Below are 16,189 nucleotides of genomic sequence, written 5' to 3'. Positions count from 1 at the left end.
TTCCCGGGGTTAAAAAGGTAATCCCGGGAAGGATTTACGCGAGCGATTCGAGGGGCTTCGAGATTAAGGTAACGCGGGAAACTCAAACCGGCTTAAAGCTCGTCGCCAAGAGCGACGGTTCCGTTCAGGAGGTCTTTCTCGTCGTTGACAAGCCCGACCGCGCGAGGGTTCGTGAGGAGATAACACACCTCGCCGACGAGTGGGCGAAATGATTTTAAATTCAGCTTTTAACTACTTTTGATGGTGAAGTTTCAAATTAAAACTCGATTATTGTATTACGACGTTACCGCGGTTCTCATAGCTTTAGTTTATTCGCTCGCTATGGTTCATCTAAGCCTTCTTAAGTTCAGATACCTTCTCTACTCCAGCCTTGACCTCGGTATTTTCACCCAATCCCTCGCGGGCTTCGTCCACGGCCGACCACTCTTCAACACCGTCGAGTGGCAACTCTACGGCGTCTCCAATCACTTTGGCGTTCATTTCCAGCCACTCCTATTACTCCTTGCTCCCGTTTTCAAGCTCTTTCCCTCACCGAAGACCCTCCTGGTTATTCAGAGCCTTTCCCTTGGCTCTTCGGTCCTTCTAGCTTATTTCCTTGCCAAAAGGGCCCTTAATGAGAAACTCGCCGTTGCTCTGACGGTGCTCTACGCATTCAACTCCTCTCTCGTTGGGATAAACCTATTCGAGTTCCACCCCGTCTCACTCGCGGTTCCCCTTTTCCTCCTCGCCGCAATCTTCCTCGTGGATGGCAGAGACCGTGCTTTCCTTTTCGCCTCTCTTCTACTCCTGTCGGTGAAAGAGGATACTTTCCTTGGGGTTTCCTCGCTGGCGATTTGGTGGACCCTTCGCGACGGTCTTTCCTTTGAAAGCCTCAAGAAAAACCTCCACCTTGTTATCATCGCTGTGATTGCGGTTCTCTACGGCGTTGTGGTCATAAAACTCGTGATTCCCCACTTTGGCAGGGGTTATATCTACGCGGACCTTTACAGGCACGTTCACTTGACTGGGCGGAAGCTAGCCTACTTCCTGCTCTTCAACTTGAGTTTTGGACTGTTCCCTCTCTTTCTCCCGCGCAACTGGGTTTTACTGGCTTTGCCGTGGCTCGAAAACCTGCTCGCTTCGAGACCAAGCCAGTACACCTTCGGCTTCCACTACACCTATATGCTCGTCCCTCTGTCCTTTGTTGGGGCCGTCTTTGCCCTCAGGGAGCTCGACCTGAGAAAAATACTCTCGGTTCTCTTAGCTCTTGGATTGATGACGTCATGGGCGACGATGCCGGTTGTTAGAAAACCTTTGGATGAGCAATTTTCTCTGGTTCACTACACCGTTTTCAAACCGTTTCCCGGCTACAAAACGGCTTGGGATGTTATTGACGCCCTTCTGAAGACGAACCTCTCAATCTACACCCAGCCGGCATTCTATCCCGCTCTGGCCACCAAGCAGAACGTCTACGTTTACCCCGCCAGAATCACGCCTGACTTGGTGCTCGTGAACGTGAAAACCTACCGCGGTCGCGTTTACCTCAAGAGGCTCCGCGGGATGGCTGGGACAAAGTACGTTTGCATATACTCAAAGGACGGAATAGAGGTTTTTATGAAAAAGGGCCTAAAGCTGCCTCTTCCCCTCAAAGAACTCGATTAACTCCTCATCACTGATTTCCTCCTCCGTGTAGCCGAGCTCCCTCTTCTGGAGCTCTATGAGGCCTGGTGTTAGCAAAAGCTTTCCTTCAAGCTTCGGCACAGCGTAGTGGAGCGTTATCTCGCTGAACTCGTCCAGCTTAATCGTCGGGTTCTCCTCGTAGTCAATCTCCCCCAGCCTTTTTCCGTCCGCTATGAGCTTCGCCACTATTGATGCTCCATCTATCGAGAACTGGGGTCTTCCGATGTGCCTTACTTTAACCCCTTCCATCTTTGAGGTTATGAACTCCCTGGTTCTACCCCTGGGGATAGCGTCGCCGAGGATTCCGCCTACGACTATTATCGTGTCCTCCTCGATGTCCTCCGGTTTAAGCTCCTCCTCTGCTTGGAGGTCGAGGACTATTATCTTCGAGCGGTCAAAGGGAAAGCGTGTGATGCTCTCCCCTATAACGCTCCCGAGCTTCGCGAGCCTCTCCCTTTCCTCCGGTAAAACGTTGGTGAAAATAAGCCTGTCCCCCCACCACTCGCTTACGTGCTTATACTCCAGCCAGAGCCAGTCGCTTATATTCTCAAGGTGTTCGATTACTAGGTACGGCATGCTCCCACCGTCGGGCGTTGGGTGAGGTTTTTAAAAGCCCTGCGGTAGTTTCTCTATGTCGTTCCGCGAGAAGTACGCGAGGCTCGCCAGATACTACGATGTCCTAGAAAGGCCCCTCGACAGGTTCTTCTGTCCGCTCCGGAGGAAAGCCATCTCCTTCATCGAAGGAAAAAGAATCCTTGAGGTCGGCGTCGGCGTTGGTAAGACGCTGAAATACTACCCGAGGGACATTGAGCTCTGCGGGATTGATGCCGTTCCCGAGGCCCTTGGGATAGCCGAAAAGAAGGCCAAAGCGCTGGGTCTCAACGCGTGCTTCAGAGAGGCCGACGTTGAGGAGCTTCCTTTTCCGGATAAAAGCTTCGACACAGTTGTTTCTTCTTTCGTCTTCTGCACCGTTCCAAACCCCGAGAGGGGGATGAAAGAAATCCTGCGCGTTCTAAAACCAGGTGGACGGGCGATTTTCCTCGAGCACACGAGGAGCGACTCAAAGCTTATCAACTACTTCTTCCTCTGGCCGATGAAACTGATACTCAACCCCCTCCTTGAGGATGACCCCCTCCGGGAGACCCATAGACTTGTTACCAAATACTTTGAAATTGAGAAGGAAGAAAGCCATTACAGGGGAATAGTGCGTTTGATTGTCGCGAGGAAACCCCTTGGAGAGTAAAACTTTTAAAGTGCCCTTCCCCTAAGATTAACGGGTGTGCGGTGGTAGTCTAGCCTGGTCTAGGACACCGGCCTCCCAAGCCGGTGACCCGGGTTCAAATCCCGGCCACCGCACCAGATTCTTGACTCATCCCTTTTCGAGTGTTTTTCTGAGCTCTTCCACGGGCTTCAGCTCGGAAATTAACATGTTGAAGAGCTTCTCGTCAAGGGCCTCCTTTTCAACGGAGACGAGGAGTATTCCCCTGTTGAGGGTCGCCAAATCTCTGAGGCTTGCTATGAACTTCAAAACGCTCTCGGGTTTGTTTTCGAGGAGCAGGTACTCAACGCAATCAATCAGTATTACCTTGTCGAGGTTCGTCGATTCAAGAAACGCCTTCAGGTTTTCGAGGAGGTAGGGTAACCTCGTTGGGTCAACTGCCTCATCGTGGCGCACCTTCGAAACCCAGAGCACCGGGACTATTCTGAGGCCGAGTTTAGACTTGAAAACATCCGGCGGGTCCCTTGTCACGGCTATACCTGGTAGATGCCTGTGCTTTGTCAGTTCAACAAAGAGGTGCTCCGTTTCCTCGCTTCTTCCCCAGTAGCCCCCGTACGCTATTTCCTGGCTCGGTTCGGTTGCTATCGGCACGATAACGTAGCGACCCCGTGCAAAGGGAAGGTAGAGCATGATAGAAGAGGCGAAGAGGAGGAGTGCCCCCACGGTTAGGAGGACGGAGCGGACTATAAGGTATCCCTGGTTTCCATAGAGGACTGAGGTCCTGAGGAGCACACCTATCAGCTCGGCAATCACGATTAGGAGAAACGCACCAACGAGGACGTTGAAAACCCTGGTGAAGTACTTTACCCTGAGGTTCCTTTTGATGCTCTTCTCGACCGCGAGGAGCATTATGACTATTGCAAGGGACAGAAGCAACACGGTGAGGTCACGGAGGAAGTAGCCCATTGAGAGTATCTGAAACATGGGGGAGATTTTGACGTTGAATTTTTTTAACAGTTTCGAGGGGTTTTTAAGGTGTTGGAAAATTTATCCGACGGTGGTGGCCATGTCCTGGAGGGAAAAACTCGGTTTGGTTCACATCTACACCGGAAACGGAAAGGGGAAGACAACTGCCGCGTTTGGCCTCGCGGTGAGGATGCTCGGCTCCGGTGGTAAGGTTGCGATAGTCCAGTTCATGAAGGCTCCGAAGGTCTACGGGGAGCAGAAGAAAATCGAGAAATGTGGTGCCCTCATAGAGTCCTTCGGCCTGCCGAAGTTCGTCCACGGGAAGCCCGAGCCCGATGATATTGAGGCCGCTAAGAGGGCTCTGAAGAGGGCGGAGGAACTCGTTTCCAGCGGTGAGTGGGACTTGGTAATTCTCGATGAAATCTGCGTTGCCTTGGGCTTCAAAATGCTGGACGTTGAAGAAGTCAAAGGGCTCATAGAGAGAAAGGCACCAAAAACGGAACTCGTCCTCACCGGTCGTTACTGCCCGGAGGAGCTGTTTGAGCTCGCCGACTACGTTACGGAGATGAGGGAGGTAAAGCATCCCTACCAGAAGGGAATACTCGCAAGGAGGGGCGTTGAATACTGAGGTCTTCGTCAGGAACCGAAAAGCTTTTTAGTTAGGAAAGCTTAAGATAAGCCGGGGAGATTTTAGTAACAATTTTTTAGGATAATCGGAAGGGGGTGATGATATGAGCGAGCTCATCCAGCAGATTGTTCAGGTTCTCAAGGAGCAGGTTGTTCAGGACACCGTTGTTCCAAGGAACATTAGGAGAGCGGCCGAGCAGGCGATAGAAGTTCTCCTCGATGAGAGCAAGGAGCCGGCCGTTAGGGCCGCAGATGCAATAGCAATCCTCGAGGAGATTAGCGAGGACCCAAACATGCCCATGCACACGAGGACAATCATCTGGGAGGTTCTTGGCGCTTTGGAGCAGGTTAAGTGAGCCTTTAGTTTTTCCGCTCATTTTCTGCTTAAGTACCAGAGTTTTGCACTCTCCTCGACGAGTTCCGCCTTATAAAATGCCTCCCTCAAGCTTTTTCCAACGGTGACTATGCCGTGCCTGGCCATCAGAACGGCATCCTCGTTTCTCAAAGCTTCCGCCGTAACCTCTGCCAGCTCCTCCGTCCCTGCAGGCCGGAAGGGGGCTATCGGGATTCTGCCGAGGTAGAGCTCTGCCTCAGGGGTTATGATTGGCAGTTCGCCTTCAAGGAGAGTTGATGCAACAATCGAATAGGGCGGATGAAGGTGGGCTATCGCTTTCACGTCGGGCCTCGCTTTATACACGGCCAGGTGAAGCCTGTATTCGGAGGAGGGTCTAACCCCTGAGAGCCGGTTTCCGTTCAGGTCTATAACGGCCACCTGCTCCTCGCTCATCTCGTCCATAACAACTCCGGTTGCCTTGATAAACACGAGGTTACCAACCCTAATGCTCAGGTTCCCCCCGAATGCGGCCGTTAAACCCCTCTCGTGGGCCTTTCTTGAGTATCGAACGAGCTGACGCTTGGCTACTCTTGTCACGTTAATCACCCTCAAAGTTTTTTTAGCATCTCAATAAGCTCTTTCTTGGGAATTCCATTCCAAAGGGAAACTTTGTTGAGAATATCGTTGAGTGTTCCCTTGGAGATTTCATCGTGGTATGGGACGGTTATCTTGTGTGTCCCCATCGATGTACTCTTTTCAAGCCTGACGTGGCTACCCCTCTGTCTTACCACCGAGTATCCAAGTTTTTCCAGGAGTTTTATCAGTTTTTCCCCGCTAACTACTGGCAGTCTGCTCAACGCGAGACACCTCAAATTGTGATAGTGTTAAAACAACGATTTCTTCTCCACGTTCTATCTCTTCCTCGAAGTGGAGTTCTACTGCCTCTCTAATGTTCTCCATGAGTTCATCCAGGGTTTTTCCCTGGGTAAAGATATCGTCATCGATTCCTTTGGCGCACCAGTATTCGCCATCGAAGTATACCTCAAACTTGACTATCATGTTTCACCACACTCATCCTTTGTCCTGCACTTACTTAACCTTAACCCCGTAACCACAGTCGAGGCAGATTGCTCTCTTTCCGCGCCACCTCAGTTCACCGCCACATATTGGGCACGTATCTAAGTTTCCACTCTCCTTCCAGCGCTCGAAGGTCTCACTATCGATAACGAGGTAGATACCGTCCTTATCCTCCTCGAAGTCCCCGAGAACGGGATTGCTCTCCAGCTCGCCGGTTTCTATGTTAACTATAACCGGTTCAATCCCTATGTTGCCCTCGTACTCCAAATCGTTCGCCGGGAGGATTTCGAGGATTAGCGAGTTGAGTTTCCTGTCGTGATACGCTATGACCTCAAGGGCATCGCTCACCTCCCCGCTCGCTGGAATAAGGTCAACTACGATGTTTTCCCTGGGGAAGAGTAGGGCTATCACGTCACTGCTCCTGAACAGTGCCAGCCCCCTGCCTTGATAAAGTTCCTCGAGACCGAGTTCCTTCAGGAAGTCCCGGACTTCCTCGCCCGAGGGTAGCCTCTTGTCATTGACCATGACGATTGCCATCCTTCTCGCTAGGGGGATTGCGACTGTTATCGGCTCGTCCATTTTCCCACCGCAGGTATTCGAGGGGAAAAATTTATAAACCTGTCCCGGGGATAATGGTTCGGGCCACCCAGTAGGGTCCCGCGGTAGCCTAGCCTGGGAGTGGCGGCGGACTGTAGATCCGCAGGTCCCCGGTTCAAATCCGGGCCGCGGGACCACCAGAATTTTGAGCTTTTCTCAAAGTCCTTTTGAATGAAATAAACCTCGCTGTCAAGTTGCTTCTAGCTTATTCTCGGAGAAGTGGATGTTTTAAAATTGATTTGGGACCTCAAGAAGAAGTTAAAAGAGGTCCCCGGTTCACTTCATCCTTTCGAGGATAATCGCCGGACAAACCTTGAGGACGCCGTCAATCCTTCCGATTTTGTTTGAGATGATGTCCGAGAGGTCCTCGCCGTCCTTTGCCCAGACTTCGGCCATTATCATGTGGTCACCGCTCGTGAGGTAGACGTGCCTCACGAAGTCGAACTCTTTGAGCTTGCTCGCCACCTCAAAAATCTTCTCCGGCTTGGTATCTATTCCGGTAATGCTTACGAGGTTGTAGCCGAGCTTTGCCGGGTCAACGACTATCGTGTACTGCTTTATTACCCCGGCCTCTTCAAGGGCCTTAACTCGTTTTCTCACCGCCGTCTCACTGATACCGAGGACTTTGGCTATCTCCGTGAAGGGTGTTCTAGCGTCTTTGGTGAGCATGTCAAGTATAATCCTGTCCCTCTCATCAAGCACAATCCACCACCTAAGTTCTAATTACGCACCCACCATTTATTAAGGTATCGGTCTTTTCGGTTTAGGTCTCGAACCTCTTTAATTCAACCACGGCTTCAACGTGTGGCGTATGTGGAAACATGTCAAGGCCCACGGCACTCTCGATTCTGTACTTCTCCTTCAGGTGGGATATGTTTTCGGCGAGCGTTTTGGGGTTGCAGGATACGTAAATAAGCCTTTCGGGTTCGTCTCTCAGTATTTTTCGGATTAGCTTTGGATGAAGGCCCGCCCTGGGTGGGTCAACAATAACAGTATCGTAGTTTGAAAGGCTTTCGACGTCTTTGTCGCTTCCAACCTTGAAGGTTGCCTCAACGTTGTTTATTCGGGCGTTTTCGTTGGCCATCTCAACGGCGAAGGGGTTGATTTCTATCCCCTCAACTCTAAAGCCCCTCTTCGCCAAGTAGACCCCAAACGTCCCAACGCCAGAGTAAAGGTCAAGAACCCTTTCACCGTTGGCGAGCTTGGCAACTTTTCTAACTAGGTTGACCGCCTGATAAGTGTTCGTCTGGAAAAAGCTGTTCGGGTGAATCAAATATGTAACGTCGTCCAGCCTTTCCCTTATGAATGGCTCCCCCCAGAAGCGTTCAACGTCGCCATAGGAAACGTCGCTCTCGCTCCTGTTGACGCTCCAGTAGAGTGAGGTTGCAAAGGGAAAGTAGTCTGGGAAGGACTCCGGTAGCTTTCCTTCCTTTGTTACGAGGTTGACCATGACCTCGCCGGTGAACTTTCCTTCACGGATAACGATGTACCTCAAAAAGCCCTTGTTCTTCCGAATGTCGTATGGCGAGAGCTTTTCATCCTCGATGAACTCCCTCAGGGCGTTCAAAACCCTTCCACTCGTCTCCCCAAAGACAGGACATTCCTCGATGCCAACGACATCCCACCACGTTCCGTAGCGCCTGAACCCAATCCCTTTTGTCGAGATGACAATATCAATCCTGTTTCTGTGGCCGTATATTACCGGAGAGGGAATAACCTCGACATTCATGCCAAGATATCTGGAAAGTTTTGATGATTTAAACCGGAGCTGTTCCTTATAGGGTATGTGCTGGAGCAAACAGCCCCCGCACCTACTGAAATGAGAACATTTAGGCTCAACCCTAATCTCAGAGGGTTCAACGACTTCAAAATCGGTCGCTATTAACTTTTTTTTCTTTTTCCTCCACTTTCTGACTTCAACGATATCTCCTGGCGCAGTGTACGGGACGAGTATTTCTTTCCTCCCATTCCTGAGAACTCCGAGTCCCTCGTCGCTTAGCTTCTCGATAACTCCCCTCATGGCCGGCGATGCTCGTGAGTGCTTATAAACCTGCCCTTTGAACATTCGCCAAAACTGTCCACGGAAGGTTTATTTAGTTCTAGAGCATACTATTATCGGTGCCGGGTTCATGTTCGGGCGCCGTAAGGATATAGTCTATAAGGTTTTGGCAACCAAGAAGAGGGCCGTTGCCCTCCAGAACCTCAGTGCCGAGCTCGAGACACCCGCTCCGGCTTTGCTCAAAACCGTTAGGGAGCTGGAGTCTGAAGGTCTCGTTGAGGTCTTCTACGGCCGTGAGAAGGCCTCCATCATGGTGAAAGCCAAGACGCTTGAGGACTACATTTGACTTCAATCATTTTCTTTAATCAACGGAAATCGGAGACGAGCTTATGGTATCGATAGTGATTACTGGCAGAGGTGGTGCCGGGAAGACGACAATGACGGCCAATCTCTCGACTTATTTCTCTGGAATCGGCCTCAGAACCCTCGCGATAGATGGGGACCTTTACCTTCCAAAACTCGCCTTCCACTTCGGAGTATACAACCCCGTGACGAACCTCCACACTCTACTTAAGAACGAGGAGTCGAGCCTTGAGAATTCCATTTATCGGGACGTGAGGACCGGCGTTGACGTCCTCCCTGGGAGTTCGAAGCTCTACGACATTCTCGACATAGACCAGAGAAGGCTCAGGGGGATTGTGATGGAAGTTCAGGCCAAATACGACGTTACGCTGATAGATTCCCCAGTGGGGATACCCTTCGACACAATCTCGACCTTCAGGCTTGCTCAGTATCAGCTAATCATAATCGAGGTCGAGAGGGGGCCGATTCACTCCTTCCACCGTATGGTTGAGAACGAAGTCGAGAAGCTGAAGGCTATCGGCGAGGCTTATGGCCTAAAGGTTGGGGTCATCATAAACAAGGTTCGCGAAGCCGAACCTGCAATTGAAGGTATAGTGAACTTCCTCGAGGGGAGCTTCAACGTCCCGGTCGTTGGGATTGTTGCTCACGACCCGGCGGTTCCCGCGAGTCAGAACGAGGGAATCCCCGCTATAGCCTTCTCCCCGCACGCGAGAGCATCGAAGGACATAACCACGGCGGGAAGGGTCCTGAGCGAGTGGGTGTTTGGGAGGAGAGAAAAGAGGAGCCTCTGGGAGAGGATAAAGGAGGCCTTTCTGTCAGTCCTCCACGGAGTCCCTTCTGGTGAAAAGCTCTGAGACGGTAACAAGGGGTGCAAAGGTGTAGTCCTTCAGGTTTTCCCCCGCGCCTTCCTCTCTATCAACGACGACTAGGATGGCCGTTACCTTAGCTCCCTCCTTCTCAAGGACCTTCGCTGAACGGAGGACGCTTCCACCGGTCGTTGTCACGTCCTCGACGAGGAGAACCCTATCTCCGGGCCTTACCTCCCCCTCAATCTGACTCCCGGTTCCGTGGCCTTTAGGCTTCTTCCTGACGATTACGAGGGGCTTGCCCGTTTCGAGGGAAAGTGCCGTCGCTATAGGCACCGCCCCGAGCTCGGGGCCAGCAACTCTGTCGAACTCAACTCCAAGCTCTTCGGCCTTCTCTTTCATTAGCTCTGCAATCAGCTTTAGAACCCCGGGGTTGGTTATGAGCTTCTTGACGTTGATATAGTAGTCGCTCTCCTTCCCTGACGTCAGCACAAAGTGGCCGAAGAGTATGGCCTTCTCCCTGAAAAATGCCTCTATTAGCTTGTCTCTCCTGTCCATCTAAACCACCAGCTGAGGTTCATGGGCATGTTTAAAAAAGTGACGTGAGGTTTTCAGTTTAACACAATCCAGTTAACCGAAAGGCTTAAGTTACCATCGCCCAAAGTTAGGCGGTGGTCACATGGTTGGAGAACTCGTGGTTGTTGCCTACGTATTCATAGCGCTCATCTTTGGGGTTAGAATATTCATGAAAACCCTCTCATGGCTGGCCGAGACCAATAGGGCCGTTTTTCCCGTTTCAAAACTTTTAATACTCGGCTGGGGCATTATTGCCTTCGTGACTGCGCTCCTCCTTGAGTTCGCGGTGATATATCCACTTTGGGGAAGCTCAGCGATGTTTCTAGCTCTAGCAATCTTCGTCGGCCCTATAGAGGAGGGGGCAAAGCTCCTCCCCTTCGTTTTTAGCCGATGCAAGGACACGATGACGCGGTGGAGACTTACTCTAAAGGTTGCTCTCTTTTTTGGAATTGTGGAGGCGCTCATTTACTTCGTGGTTCTTGCCTCGCGTGGAAACTTAATCGGGGGTTTTCTGAGACTCATAATCCTGATGTTCCACGTTGCTTGGACGGCAGTGGCTCTCGAAAGTGCCCTTCGCGGTTCCCTCCTTGAGGGCTACCTGCGTGCCTCCCTCCTCCATGGCCTCTACGATGCACCTATCCTTCTGATGCCCTTCGGCGGTGGAATAGCCGGCCTGCTCGCACTCGGCGGAATATGGGCAGTCATTAAGCTCTACAATTCCATCGATGGGGCGTTTAGGTTCGCCATAGATTACGAGAGAAGACTCCTCGAGCGGAGGAAGACAACCTTTGGAACCCTCTATTCGGACTTGGGAACCCTTGAAAATGAAGTAGAAAAAGAATCCGAGGAAGAAACCAGCGAGGACCTTACTTCTTGGCCTTGAACCTCTCCTGGAACTCGTAGAGCTGGGCGACGCGCTCTATCGTGTCTGCCTCCTCCGGGCTTTTGTCTTCCCTCAAAGCCACGTAGCGCGGGAAGCGGAGTGCGAAACCGCTCTTGTATTTGGGGCTCTTCTGTATCTCCTGGTAAGTGACCTCGATGACGACCTTAGGCTCAATCTCGACGAACTTGCCCTCCTCCCTGACAATCAGGGGCTTCAGCATCTTTGTGAACTCCATCAAGTCTTCATCTGTGAACCCACTCCCGACCTTTCCGACCGGGACGAACTCACCGCTGTTCGGGTCGTATGCGGCAACGAGGAACGAGCCGAGGAGGTGTGCCCTTCTTCCTTCGCCCCATTCCGCGCCGATGATGACAAGGTCAAGGTTCTCCATCGTCGGCTTAATCTTCAGCCACTTCTTGCCTCTGTTTCCGGGCTCATATATTGAATCCAGTCTCTTTGCCATGAGTCCCTCGTGGCCAAGCTCCAAAGCCCTCTTGTAAAACCCCTCGGCCTCTTCAACCTTCTTTGTCACGAGTTGCTCGGCGAGTTTTATTTTCTCGCTTTCGTTGACGCTCTCTTCGAGTCTCTTCCTCCTCTCCTTGAAAGGAGTGTCTATGAGGCTCTCGCCTTCGACGTAGAGAATATCAAAGAGGTTCAGCTCAAGGGGAATCTTCTCAATCATCTCCTCGATGTTGTACTTCCTCCTGAACCTTCTCAGGACGTACTGGAAGGGCCTCGGTCTACCGTTTTCACTAACGGCCACCAGCTCGCCCTCAACTATAACCCTCGAGGGTTTTATTGAGGCTTTCACGGCTTCAACTATCTCAGGTATCGACCGGGTAACGTTTTCAAGCCTTCTTGAGTATATTATCACCCTGTCGCCGTCCCTGTGAACCTGAACTCTAGCGCCGTCGTACTTAATCTCGAATGCCGCCTCGCCGCCCATTTCTAGGAGTGCGTCCTTTACGCTGGCCGCGTTTTGGGCCAACATCGGCCTTATGGGTTTTCCTATTTGTATGTTGACCTTCGAGAGACCCTCGTTTCCTTCGAGCTTCGCTATCTTTGCAACGTAACCGAAGTCGCTCGTGAGCATGTAGGCTCTTTCCACGAGTTCGGGCTTGACTTTGAAGGCCTCGGCTATGGCGTCTCTCAATATTCCCTCGGCAACACCCGTTCTCATGGTTCCCAAAACGGTTCTAGCTATGTATTTACCCTCCTCCGGCTGGGCGTCCATGAAGAGGTTCGCTAAATATTTCATCTTCCTATCCTGGCTTCCCTCCCCTTGGGCTTCGGCTATCTTAACGAAGGTGTTATAAACGCGCTTTATCGTGAGTGGCTGGCTGAAAAAGCTCCTTTGCTTCCTTTTCTTTAGCGCTAGGGCAACGCTCTCACCCAAATCCCCGGTGTCCTTGATGGAGTTCTCTATCTCCTTTTCCGGAACACCCGTTGCCATGGAAACAGCCCTTATGAGCAGTTTTTCCCCAACGCCAAGCTCGCGTTCGTCCCAGTCAGGAAAGACCTTGCCAAGGATAAGATAGGGCATTATCTCAAGCAACTCATCCGGTGTTTTCTTGAGGAAGTCCGCGACGAACCTGGTCTTCAGCGTTTTGAGAGTGGTCTTCTCAAGCCTCCTGTAGAGGTCTGCCAGCTCTGAATACCTCATATCACCCATCCTCACCACCAAGAAAAATACGGCGAGGGGGATAAAAGCCTAGTGGGGAGACGTTTAAATATTCTGACACCGTAAATAACTCGATGCTGGAGGAAATCGAGAGGGAAATGGAAGTGGCAGAGGAAGAACTCTCCTCAGCTTACATACTCTTCGAGCACGGAAAATACAGGGATGCAATAAGCAGGGCATACGTTTCACGCCTCAAGGGCGCTCCTCCTGTTCAAAGAGCCCTCCCCCAAGAAGCACGCGGGCACGGTTTCGATGTTCGGGAAGTACTACGTGAAGGATGGCCTTGTTGAGGAGTACTACGGGAAGACCCTTACCAAGGCCTTTCAGATGAGGAGCAAGGCTTGACTACAACGTGATGTATAGGCTCGAGCAGGAGGAAGCAGGATTAAGGGGTCTATCTCTTCGGTTCCTATGTCAGGGGGGACTACACCGATGAAAGCGATGTTGATGTTTTGATAATCGGTGATTTGTCCCTCGATGACATCATTGATAAGGTGTTCAGAATTCTAATGAAGCACGGCATCCTCCTCAACGTAATAATAGAAAAACCAGAGGAATTCGAACGCTGGAAGGACACTTCCTTCCACGGGACGGTTCTATCCGAAGGAATTCGGGTCTATTAACCCAGCCACCTTCCAACCTTCGGCTTCCCCTCGTGGATTTCCGCGACGTCGTATGGAACCTCAAGGTCCGACAGGAGGACTTTGGCACTTTCTAGTTCTTTTTCCCTCGCCAGGGCAAAGAGTCCCTTCCCAAGCATTATCATCGAGCTCGGAAGTTTCAGAACCTTGTCCAGCTCCCTCGCCAGTTCAAGGAGTTCACCGCTTAACAGACCCGTTCTTTCGGCGAACTCCCTTGCGAGGACCATCATACGCTCCGGTCTCGGTTCCATGAGAAGGCTTTCAAGGGCTTTCCTTCCCTCGGCCTTTATTGCATTTACAACGTCGCCGTCGAGGATTTCCTTCGTTGAGAGCCTCCCGAGAGGAACGAGGAGAACCTTGTACTCATCAAAGAAGAGGTTGTCAGTAACGCCTATTCCCGGGCCGCCGGCTTTAACGCGAACCTCTATCCCCCCGGCGAGCTGGCCTATAACGTCGCCGAGACCCCCTTTGTATTTCACTTCGGCATTATGGGCAAGCTGAGAAGCCTTGAGCCACGTCCCGCCGAATGCGTAGCTTAGAACTAGGGCCGTTCCTAAGGCTCCGCCGGCACTGTTTCCAAAGCCGTAGCCGTTTGGGTAATCAAAATACTGCCATATCTCAACCTCGCCTATAAAATCTTCAGGAACGAGCTTTTCGGCAACGGAGTAGCTGATTATGGCTTCTTTCCTCTTTACAGGCTCGCCGTTGAAGGCTATATGAACGTGCCTTTCAAGGGTTCCGGTCTCGATGCTGGCAAAAACGTTGGTTCCCTTGTCGAGGTTGATTCCCGCTCCGAGAGAGCCGGTTTTGAGGGGGTCTTCACTGAGTACAGGAACGAAGAATGCTGTTATGTGGGCTGGAATAAATGACCTGATGAGCATCTGAACCACCAGAAAGAGTGCGAGAGGACTCTTAAAAGGATTTAGAAAAAATGAAAAACTCAATCCTCAGCCACATAAACCGGTACTTTTCCGTGGGGGATGCCGTACTTCTTTCCGTACCACTCACTAAGGACATACCAGGCAATCACTAGGAGCACTATGCCAATGGGTAGGAGGATTGCCCAGTTCCTGATGCCGAGACCGAAGAGCAGGTAAAGGATGAGGCCAACACTTGATGCCGTTACCGCGTAGGGTATCTGGGTCGTAACGTGGTCTATGTGGTCCGAACCGCTGAACATCGAGCTCATGATAGTTGTATCACTTATTGGGGAGCAGTGGTCTCCGAAGATACCTCCTGCAAAGACGGCGCCTATGCTTGCGAAGACCTCTGGTCCAAGGTTACCGGTGATGCCATAAGCGAGGGGTATGGCTATTGGTAGCATTATGCTGAAGGTTCCCCAGCTGGTTCCCGTTGTGAAGGATATGAACATTGAGATGATGAACACTATCAGTGGAATCCAGCCACCGCTTATTCCTGCGCTTTTTGCAAGTTCGACTATATACGGAGCTGTTCCAACTGCATCGGTGGCGCTCTTGATACTCCACGCGAGCAGTAGGATTGTGTTTGCTATTACCATCTGCTTCATACCCCTGACCATGGCGTCCTCCGCTTCCTCGATTGTCATCTGTTTTGTGGCGAGAACCAGAGCGAATGCAACGACAACCATGGCAAAGCTTCCCCAGAGGAGTGCCATTGCAGAATCAGCGTTTCCAAGAACCTCCCTTAAACCCCCTTTGGCGAAGGCCTCGCTTCCACCTCCTGTATACCACATTCCATAGAGTGTGACAAATATTAGCGTTAGTATGGGCCATACGAAGAGGTGGACGCTGCCTCCCTCTTTCGGCACACCGAGGTCGACCTCGGTTGTCATGAGTGGTTTCGCACCATCGCGGAGAACTTTTCCAGTTGTCCTGGCGCGCATCTCGGCGTGGAGCATTGGGCCGTAGTGCCTGTGGAAGTATGCCACAAGAAACACGAGGAGTATTGCGAGAATCGAGTAGAACCTGTAGGGGACGCTGTGTGCCCAGGCTCCATATGGCCCCCCTACAGAGGTAAGGTCAACCTTGAGCTTGCTGAATGCGTCCCCAATGAGACCAACTTCGTACCCAATCCATGTTGAAACCACAGCTATACCTGCAACCGGTGCGGCTGTAGAATCGTCTATATAGGCCAGCATTTCCCTAGAAACCCTCGTCCTATCGGTTATTGGCCTCATGGTGTTTCCAACTATTATGGTGTTGGTGTAGTCATCGAAGAATATAAGCACGCCTAATAGCCATCCCATCACGGAGGCGCCCCTGCTGGAACGAACCCTACTCGCTAGGGCTCGACCCACGGCGAAAGCCCCTCCGGATTTATATATCAGCCCAACTCCAGCTCCAATAAGGAAGTCGAAGAGCAGTATTTTAACGTTCCAGCTATCACTGGCGTTTTTAACGAGCCAATCAATGGTCTGGGTGGTTCCAGTTATTGGGTTCCAACCTGAAACCATAACGCCTCCAATCCAAACCCCTGCAAACAGCGCCAGAATGACCCTCTTGGTCCACATGGCCAGAATAATTGCCACCAGTGGTGGAAGCAGGGACAACACACCAAAGTCTGCCATAATTTTCACCTCCGGAAATTCAAACCCGAAATTCATTCCGTATATATAATACTTTCTCGAAATTTTTTGTCAATTTGTGGTGTCCAGCCGAATTCCCTCAAAAATCCGCGAACATCACCGAGCTGTTCCTTGCCTTAACGTTCGTATGGGTGTGCCTGAGTATATTATAGAACATTGAACCAATAAAAATCTTTCTCAAAAACGTTCCGGTGT

21 protein-coding genes, 2 tRNA genes and 1 pseudogene are annotated in these 16,189 nt (G+C 51.4%); 12 read left to right on the top strand and 12 right to left on the bottom strand.

The genetic code is table 11. The features are described 5' to 3' along the window. Both F7B33_RS07360 and F7B33_RS07355 read left to right on the top strand, forming a co-directional pair. Positions 1 to 212, top strand: a 212-nt coding sequence (locus tag F7B33_RS07360; RefSeq protein WP_297073980.1) for a DUF2103 domain-containing protein, incomplete at its 5' end; no start/stop codon positions are given. A 28-nt stretch (positions 213 to 240) separates the two neighbouring features. Continuing rightward, positions 241 to 1,641 (top strand): DUF2079 domain-containing protein, encoded by a 1,401-nt coding sequence (locus F7B33_RS07355; protein WP_297073978.1) that lies wholly within the window; start codon positions 241 to 243, stop codon positions 1,639 to 1,641. On the opposite strand, the gene F7B33_RS07350 is transcribed toward F7B33_RS07355, so the two are convergent. Beyond that, complete coding sequence (locus tag F7B33_RS07350) at positions 1,606 to 2,235, bottom strand: hypothetical protein (protein WP_297073977.1); 630 nt, start codon at positions 2,233 to 2,235, stop codon at positions 1,606 to 1,608. The two genes, F7B33_RS07355 and F7B33_RS07350, sit on opposite strands and share 36 nt — an antisense overlap. A 55-nt stretch (positions 2,236 to 2,290) precedes the next feature. On the opposite strand from F7B33_RS07350, the gene F7B33_RS07345 reads away from it, so the two are divergent. Together F7B33_RS07345 and F7B33_RS07340 are read left to right on the top strand one after the other, a co-directional pair. Continuing rightward, positions 2,291 to 2,902 (top strand): class I SAM-dependent methyltransferase, encoded by a 612-nt coding sequence (locus tag F7B33_RS07345; protein WP_297073975.1) that lies wholly within the window; start codon positions 2,291 to 2,293, stop codon positions 2,900 to 2,902. Positions 2,903 to 2,940: 38 nt separating this feature from the next. Next, positions 2,941 to 3,018, top strand: a tRNA-Gly gene (locus tag F7B33_RS07340). Between the two features lie 10 nt (positions 3,019 to 3,028). Here the strand turns inward: F7B33_RS07340 and F7B33_RS07335 are convergent. Continuing rightward, positions 3,029 to 3,862 (bottom strand): DUF835 domain-containing protein, encoded by an 834-nt coding sequence (locus tag F7B33_RS07335; RefSeq protein ID WP_297073974.1) that lies wholly within the window; start codon positions 3,860 to 3,862, stop codon positions 3,029 to 3,031. An 82-nt stretch (positions 3,863 to 3,944) separates the two neighbouring features. On the opposite strand from F7B33_RS07335, the gene cobO reads away from it, so the two are divergent. Beyond that, positions 3,945 to 4,472, top strand: a complete 528-nt coding sequence (cobO, locus tag F7B33_RS07330) for a cob(I)yrinic acid a,c-diamide adenosyltransferase (RefSeq protein ID WP_297073986.1) — start codon at positions 3,945 to 3,947, stop codon at positions 4,470 to 4,472. A 103-nt stretch (positions 4,473 to 4,575) separates the two neighbouring features. Further along, the gene (locus F7B33_RS07325) at positions 4,576 to 4,827 is read left to right on the top strand and encodes a UPF0147 family protein (RefSeq protein ID WP_014122777.1); all 252 of its coding nucleotides are present in this window, start codon (positions 4,576 to 4,578) and stop codon (positions 4,825 to 4,827) included. Positions 4,828 to 4,844: 17 nt separating this feature from the next. Here F7B33_RS07325 and F7B33_RS07320 read toward each other — a convergent pair whose 3' ends face one another. The 4 genes from F7B33_RS07320 to F7B33_RS07305 are packed head-to-tail and all read right to left on the bottom strand — an operon-like array spanning position 4,845 to position 6,461. Continuing rightward, on the bottom strand, positions 4,845 to 5,402 hold the full coding sequence (locus F7B33_RS07320) for an aldolase (RefSeq protein ID WP_297063529.1): 558 nt from the start codon (positions 5,400 to 5,402) through the stop codon (positions 4,845 to 4,847). A gap of 11 nt (positions 5,403 to 5,413) precedes the next feature. Beyond that, positions 5,414 to 5,662, bottom strand: a complete 249-nt coding sequence (locus F7B33_RS07315; protein ID WP_297063532.1) for a type II toxin-antitoxin system HicA family toxin — start codon at positions 5,660 to 5,662, stop codon at positions 5,414 to 5,416. Then, positions 5,640 to 5,864, bottom strand: coding sequence for a type II toxin-antitoxin system HicB family antitoxin (locus F7B33_RS07310; RefSeq protein ID WP_297063534.1), 225 nt, complete (start codon positions 5,862 to 5,864; stop codon positions 5,640 to 5,642). The genes F7B33_RS07315 and F7B33_RS07310 overlap by 23 nt, the downstream gene beginning before the upstream one ends. Positions 5,865 to 5,894: 30 nt before the next feature. Continuing rightward, positions 5,895 to 6,461, bottom strand: coding sequence for a hypothetical protein (locus tag F7B33_RS07305; protein WP_297063536.1), 567 nt, complete (start codon positions 6,459 to 6,461; stop codon positions 5,895 to 5,897). Between the two features lie 77 nt (positions 6,462 to 6,538). Here F7B33_RS07305 and F7B33_RS07300 point away from each other — a divergent pair. After that, a tRNA-Tyr gene (locus tag F7B33_RS07300) sits at positions 6,539 to 6,616 on the top strand. A 139-nt stretch (positions 6,617 to 6,755) separates the two neighbouring features. Here F7B33_RS07300 and lrpA read toward each other — a convergent pair. Both lrpA and rlmD read right to left on the bottom strand, forming a co-directional pair. Continuing rightward, positions 6,756 to 7,181, bottom strand: coding sequence for an HTH-type transcriptional regulator LrpA (gene lrpA / locus F7B33_RS07295; RefSeq protein WP_297063538.1), 426 nt, complete (start codon positions 7,179 to 7,181; stop codon positions 6,756 to 6,758). A 61-nt stretch (positions 7,182 to 7,242) separates the two neighbouring features. Beyond that, the gene (gene rlmD / locus F7B33_RS07290) at positions 7,243 to 8,499 is read right to left on the bottom strand and encodes a 23S rRNA (uracil(1939)-C(5))-methyltransferase RlmD (RefSeq protein WP_297073972.1); all 1,257 of its coding nucleotides are present in this window, start codon (positions 8,497 to 8,499) and stop codon (positions 7,243 to 7,245) included. Positions 8,500 to 8,608: 109 nt separating this feature from the next. On the opposite strand from rlmD, the gene F7B33_RS07285 reads away from it, so the two are divergent. Together F7B33_RS07285 and F7B33_RS07280 are read left to right on the top strand one after the other, a co-directional pair. Beyond that, positions 8,609 to 8,824: an ArsR family transcriptional regulator gene (locus F7B33_RS07285; RefSeq protein WP_297064809.1), complete on the top strand. Its 216-nt coding sequence runs from the start codon at positions 8,609 to 8,611 to the stop codon at positions 8,822 to 8,824. Between the two features lie 43 nt (positions 8,825 to 8,867). Beyond that, on the top strand, positions 8,868 to 9,695 hold the full coding sequence (locus F7B33_RS07280; RefSeq protein ID WP_297064811.1) for a MinD/ParA family protein: 828 nt from the start codon (positions 8,868 to 8,870) through the stop codon (positions 9,693 to 9,695). Here F7B33_RS07280 and pyrE read toward each other — a convergent pair. Further along, on the bottom strand, positions 9,657 to 10,205 hold the full coding sequence (gene pyrE / locus F7B33_RS07275) for an orotate phosphoribosyltransferase (RefSeq protein ID WP_297073970.1): 549 nt from the start codon (positions 10,203 to 10,205) through the stop codon (positions 9,657 to 9,659). The genes F7B33_RS07280 and pyrE overlap by 39 nt on opposite strands. Before the next feature lie 121 nt (positions 10,206 to 10,326). On the opposite strand from pyrE, the gene F7B33_RS07270 reads away from it, so the two are divergent. Beyond that, on the top strand, positions 10,327 to 11,106 hold the full coding sequence (locus tag F7B33_RS07270) for a PrsW family glutamic-type intramembrane protease (protein WP_297065770.1): 780 nt from the start codon (positions 10,327 to 10,329) through the stop codon (positions 11,104 to 11,106). Here the strand turns inward: F7B33_RS07270 and F7B33_RS07265 are convergent. Further along, a complete protein-coding gene (locus tag F7B33_RS07265; RefSeq protein ID WP_297073985.1) occupies positions 11,090 to 12,769 on the bottom strand; it encodes an ATP-dependent DNA ligase in 1,680 nt (559 codons plus the stop codon). The genes F7B33_RS07270 and F7B33_RS07265 overlap by 17 nt on opposite strands. Positions 12,770 to 12,861: 92 nt before the next feature. Here F7B33_RS07265 and F7B33_RS07260 point away from each other — a divergent pair, with 92 nt between their 5' ends. Both F7B33_RS07260 and F7B33_RS07255 read left to right on the top strand, forming a co-directional pair. Next, positions 12,862 to 13,077 carry a hypothetical protein gene (locus F7B33_RS07260; protein WP_297073969.1) on the top strand — a complete coding sequence of 72 codons (216 nt, stop codon included), beginning with the start codon at positions 12,862 to 12,864 and terminating at the stop codon, positions 13,075 to 13,077. A gap of 144 nt (positions 13,078 to 13,221) precedes the next feature. Next, positions 13,222 to 13,410 (top strand): annotated as a pseudogene (locus tag F7B33_RS07255) (nucleotidyltransferase domain-containing protein); the annotation flags it as partial. Here the strand turns inward: F7B33_RS07255 and F7B33_RS07250 are convergent. Both F7B33_RS07250 and F7B33_RS07245 read right to left on the bottom strand, forming a co-directional pair. After that, a complete protein-coding gene (locus F7B33_RS07250; protein ID WP_297065789.1) occupies positions 13,407 to 14,309 on the bottom strand; it encodes a pantoate kinase in 903 nt (300 codons plus the stop codon). The pseudogene F7B33_RS07255 and the gene F7B33_RS07250 overlap by 4 nt on opposite strands. Positions 14,310 to 14,368: 59 nt before the next feature. After that, on the bottom strand, positions 14,369 to 15,976 hold the full coding sequence (locus F7B33_RS07245) for a Na+/H+ antiporter NhaC family protein (protein WP_297065767.1): 1,608 nt from the start codon (positions 15,974 to 15,976) through the stop codon (positions 14,369 to 14,371). Positions 15,977 to 16,189 lie beyond the last annotated feature (213 nt).

Origin of the sequence: Thermococcus sp., from assembly GCF_015523185.1 — an archaeon.
Taxonomy (GTDB): domain Archaea; phylum Methanobacteriota_B; class Thermococci; order Thermococcales; family Thermococcaceae; genus Thermococcus.
The sequence above is the reverse complement of the archived record's forward strand: the minus strand, read 5'-3'. Positions and strand labels throughout refer to the sequence as shown.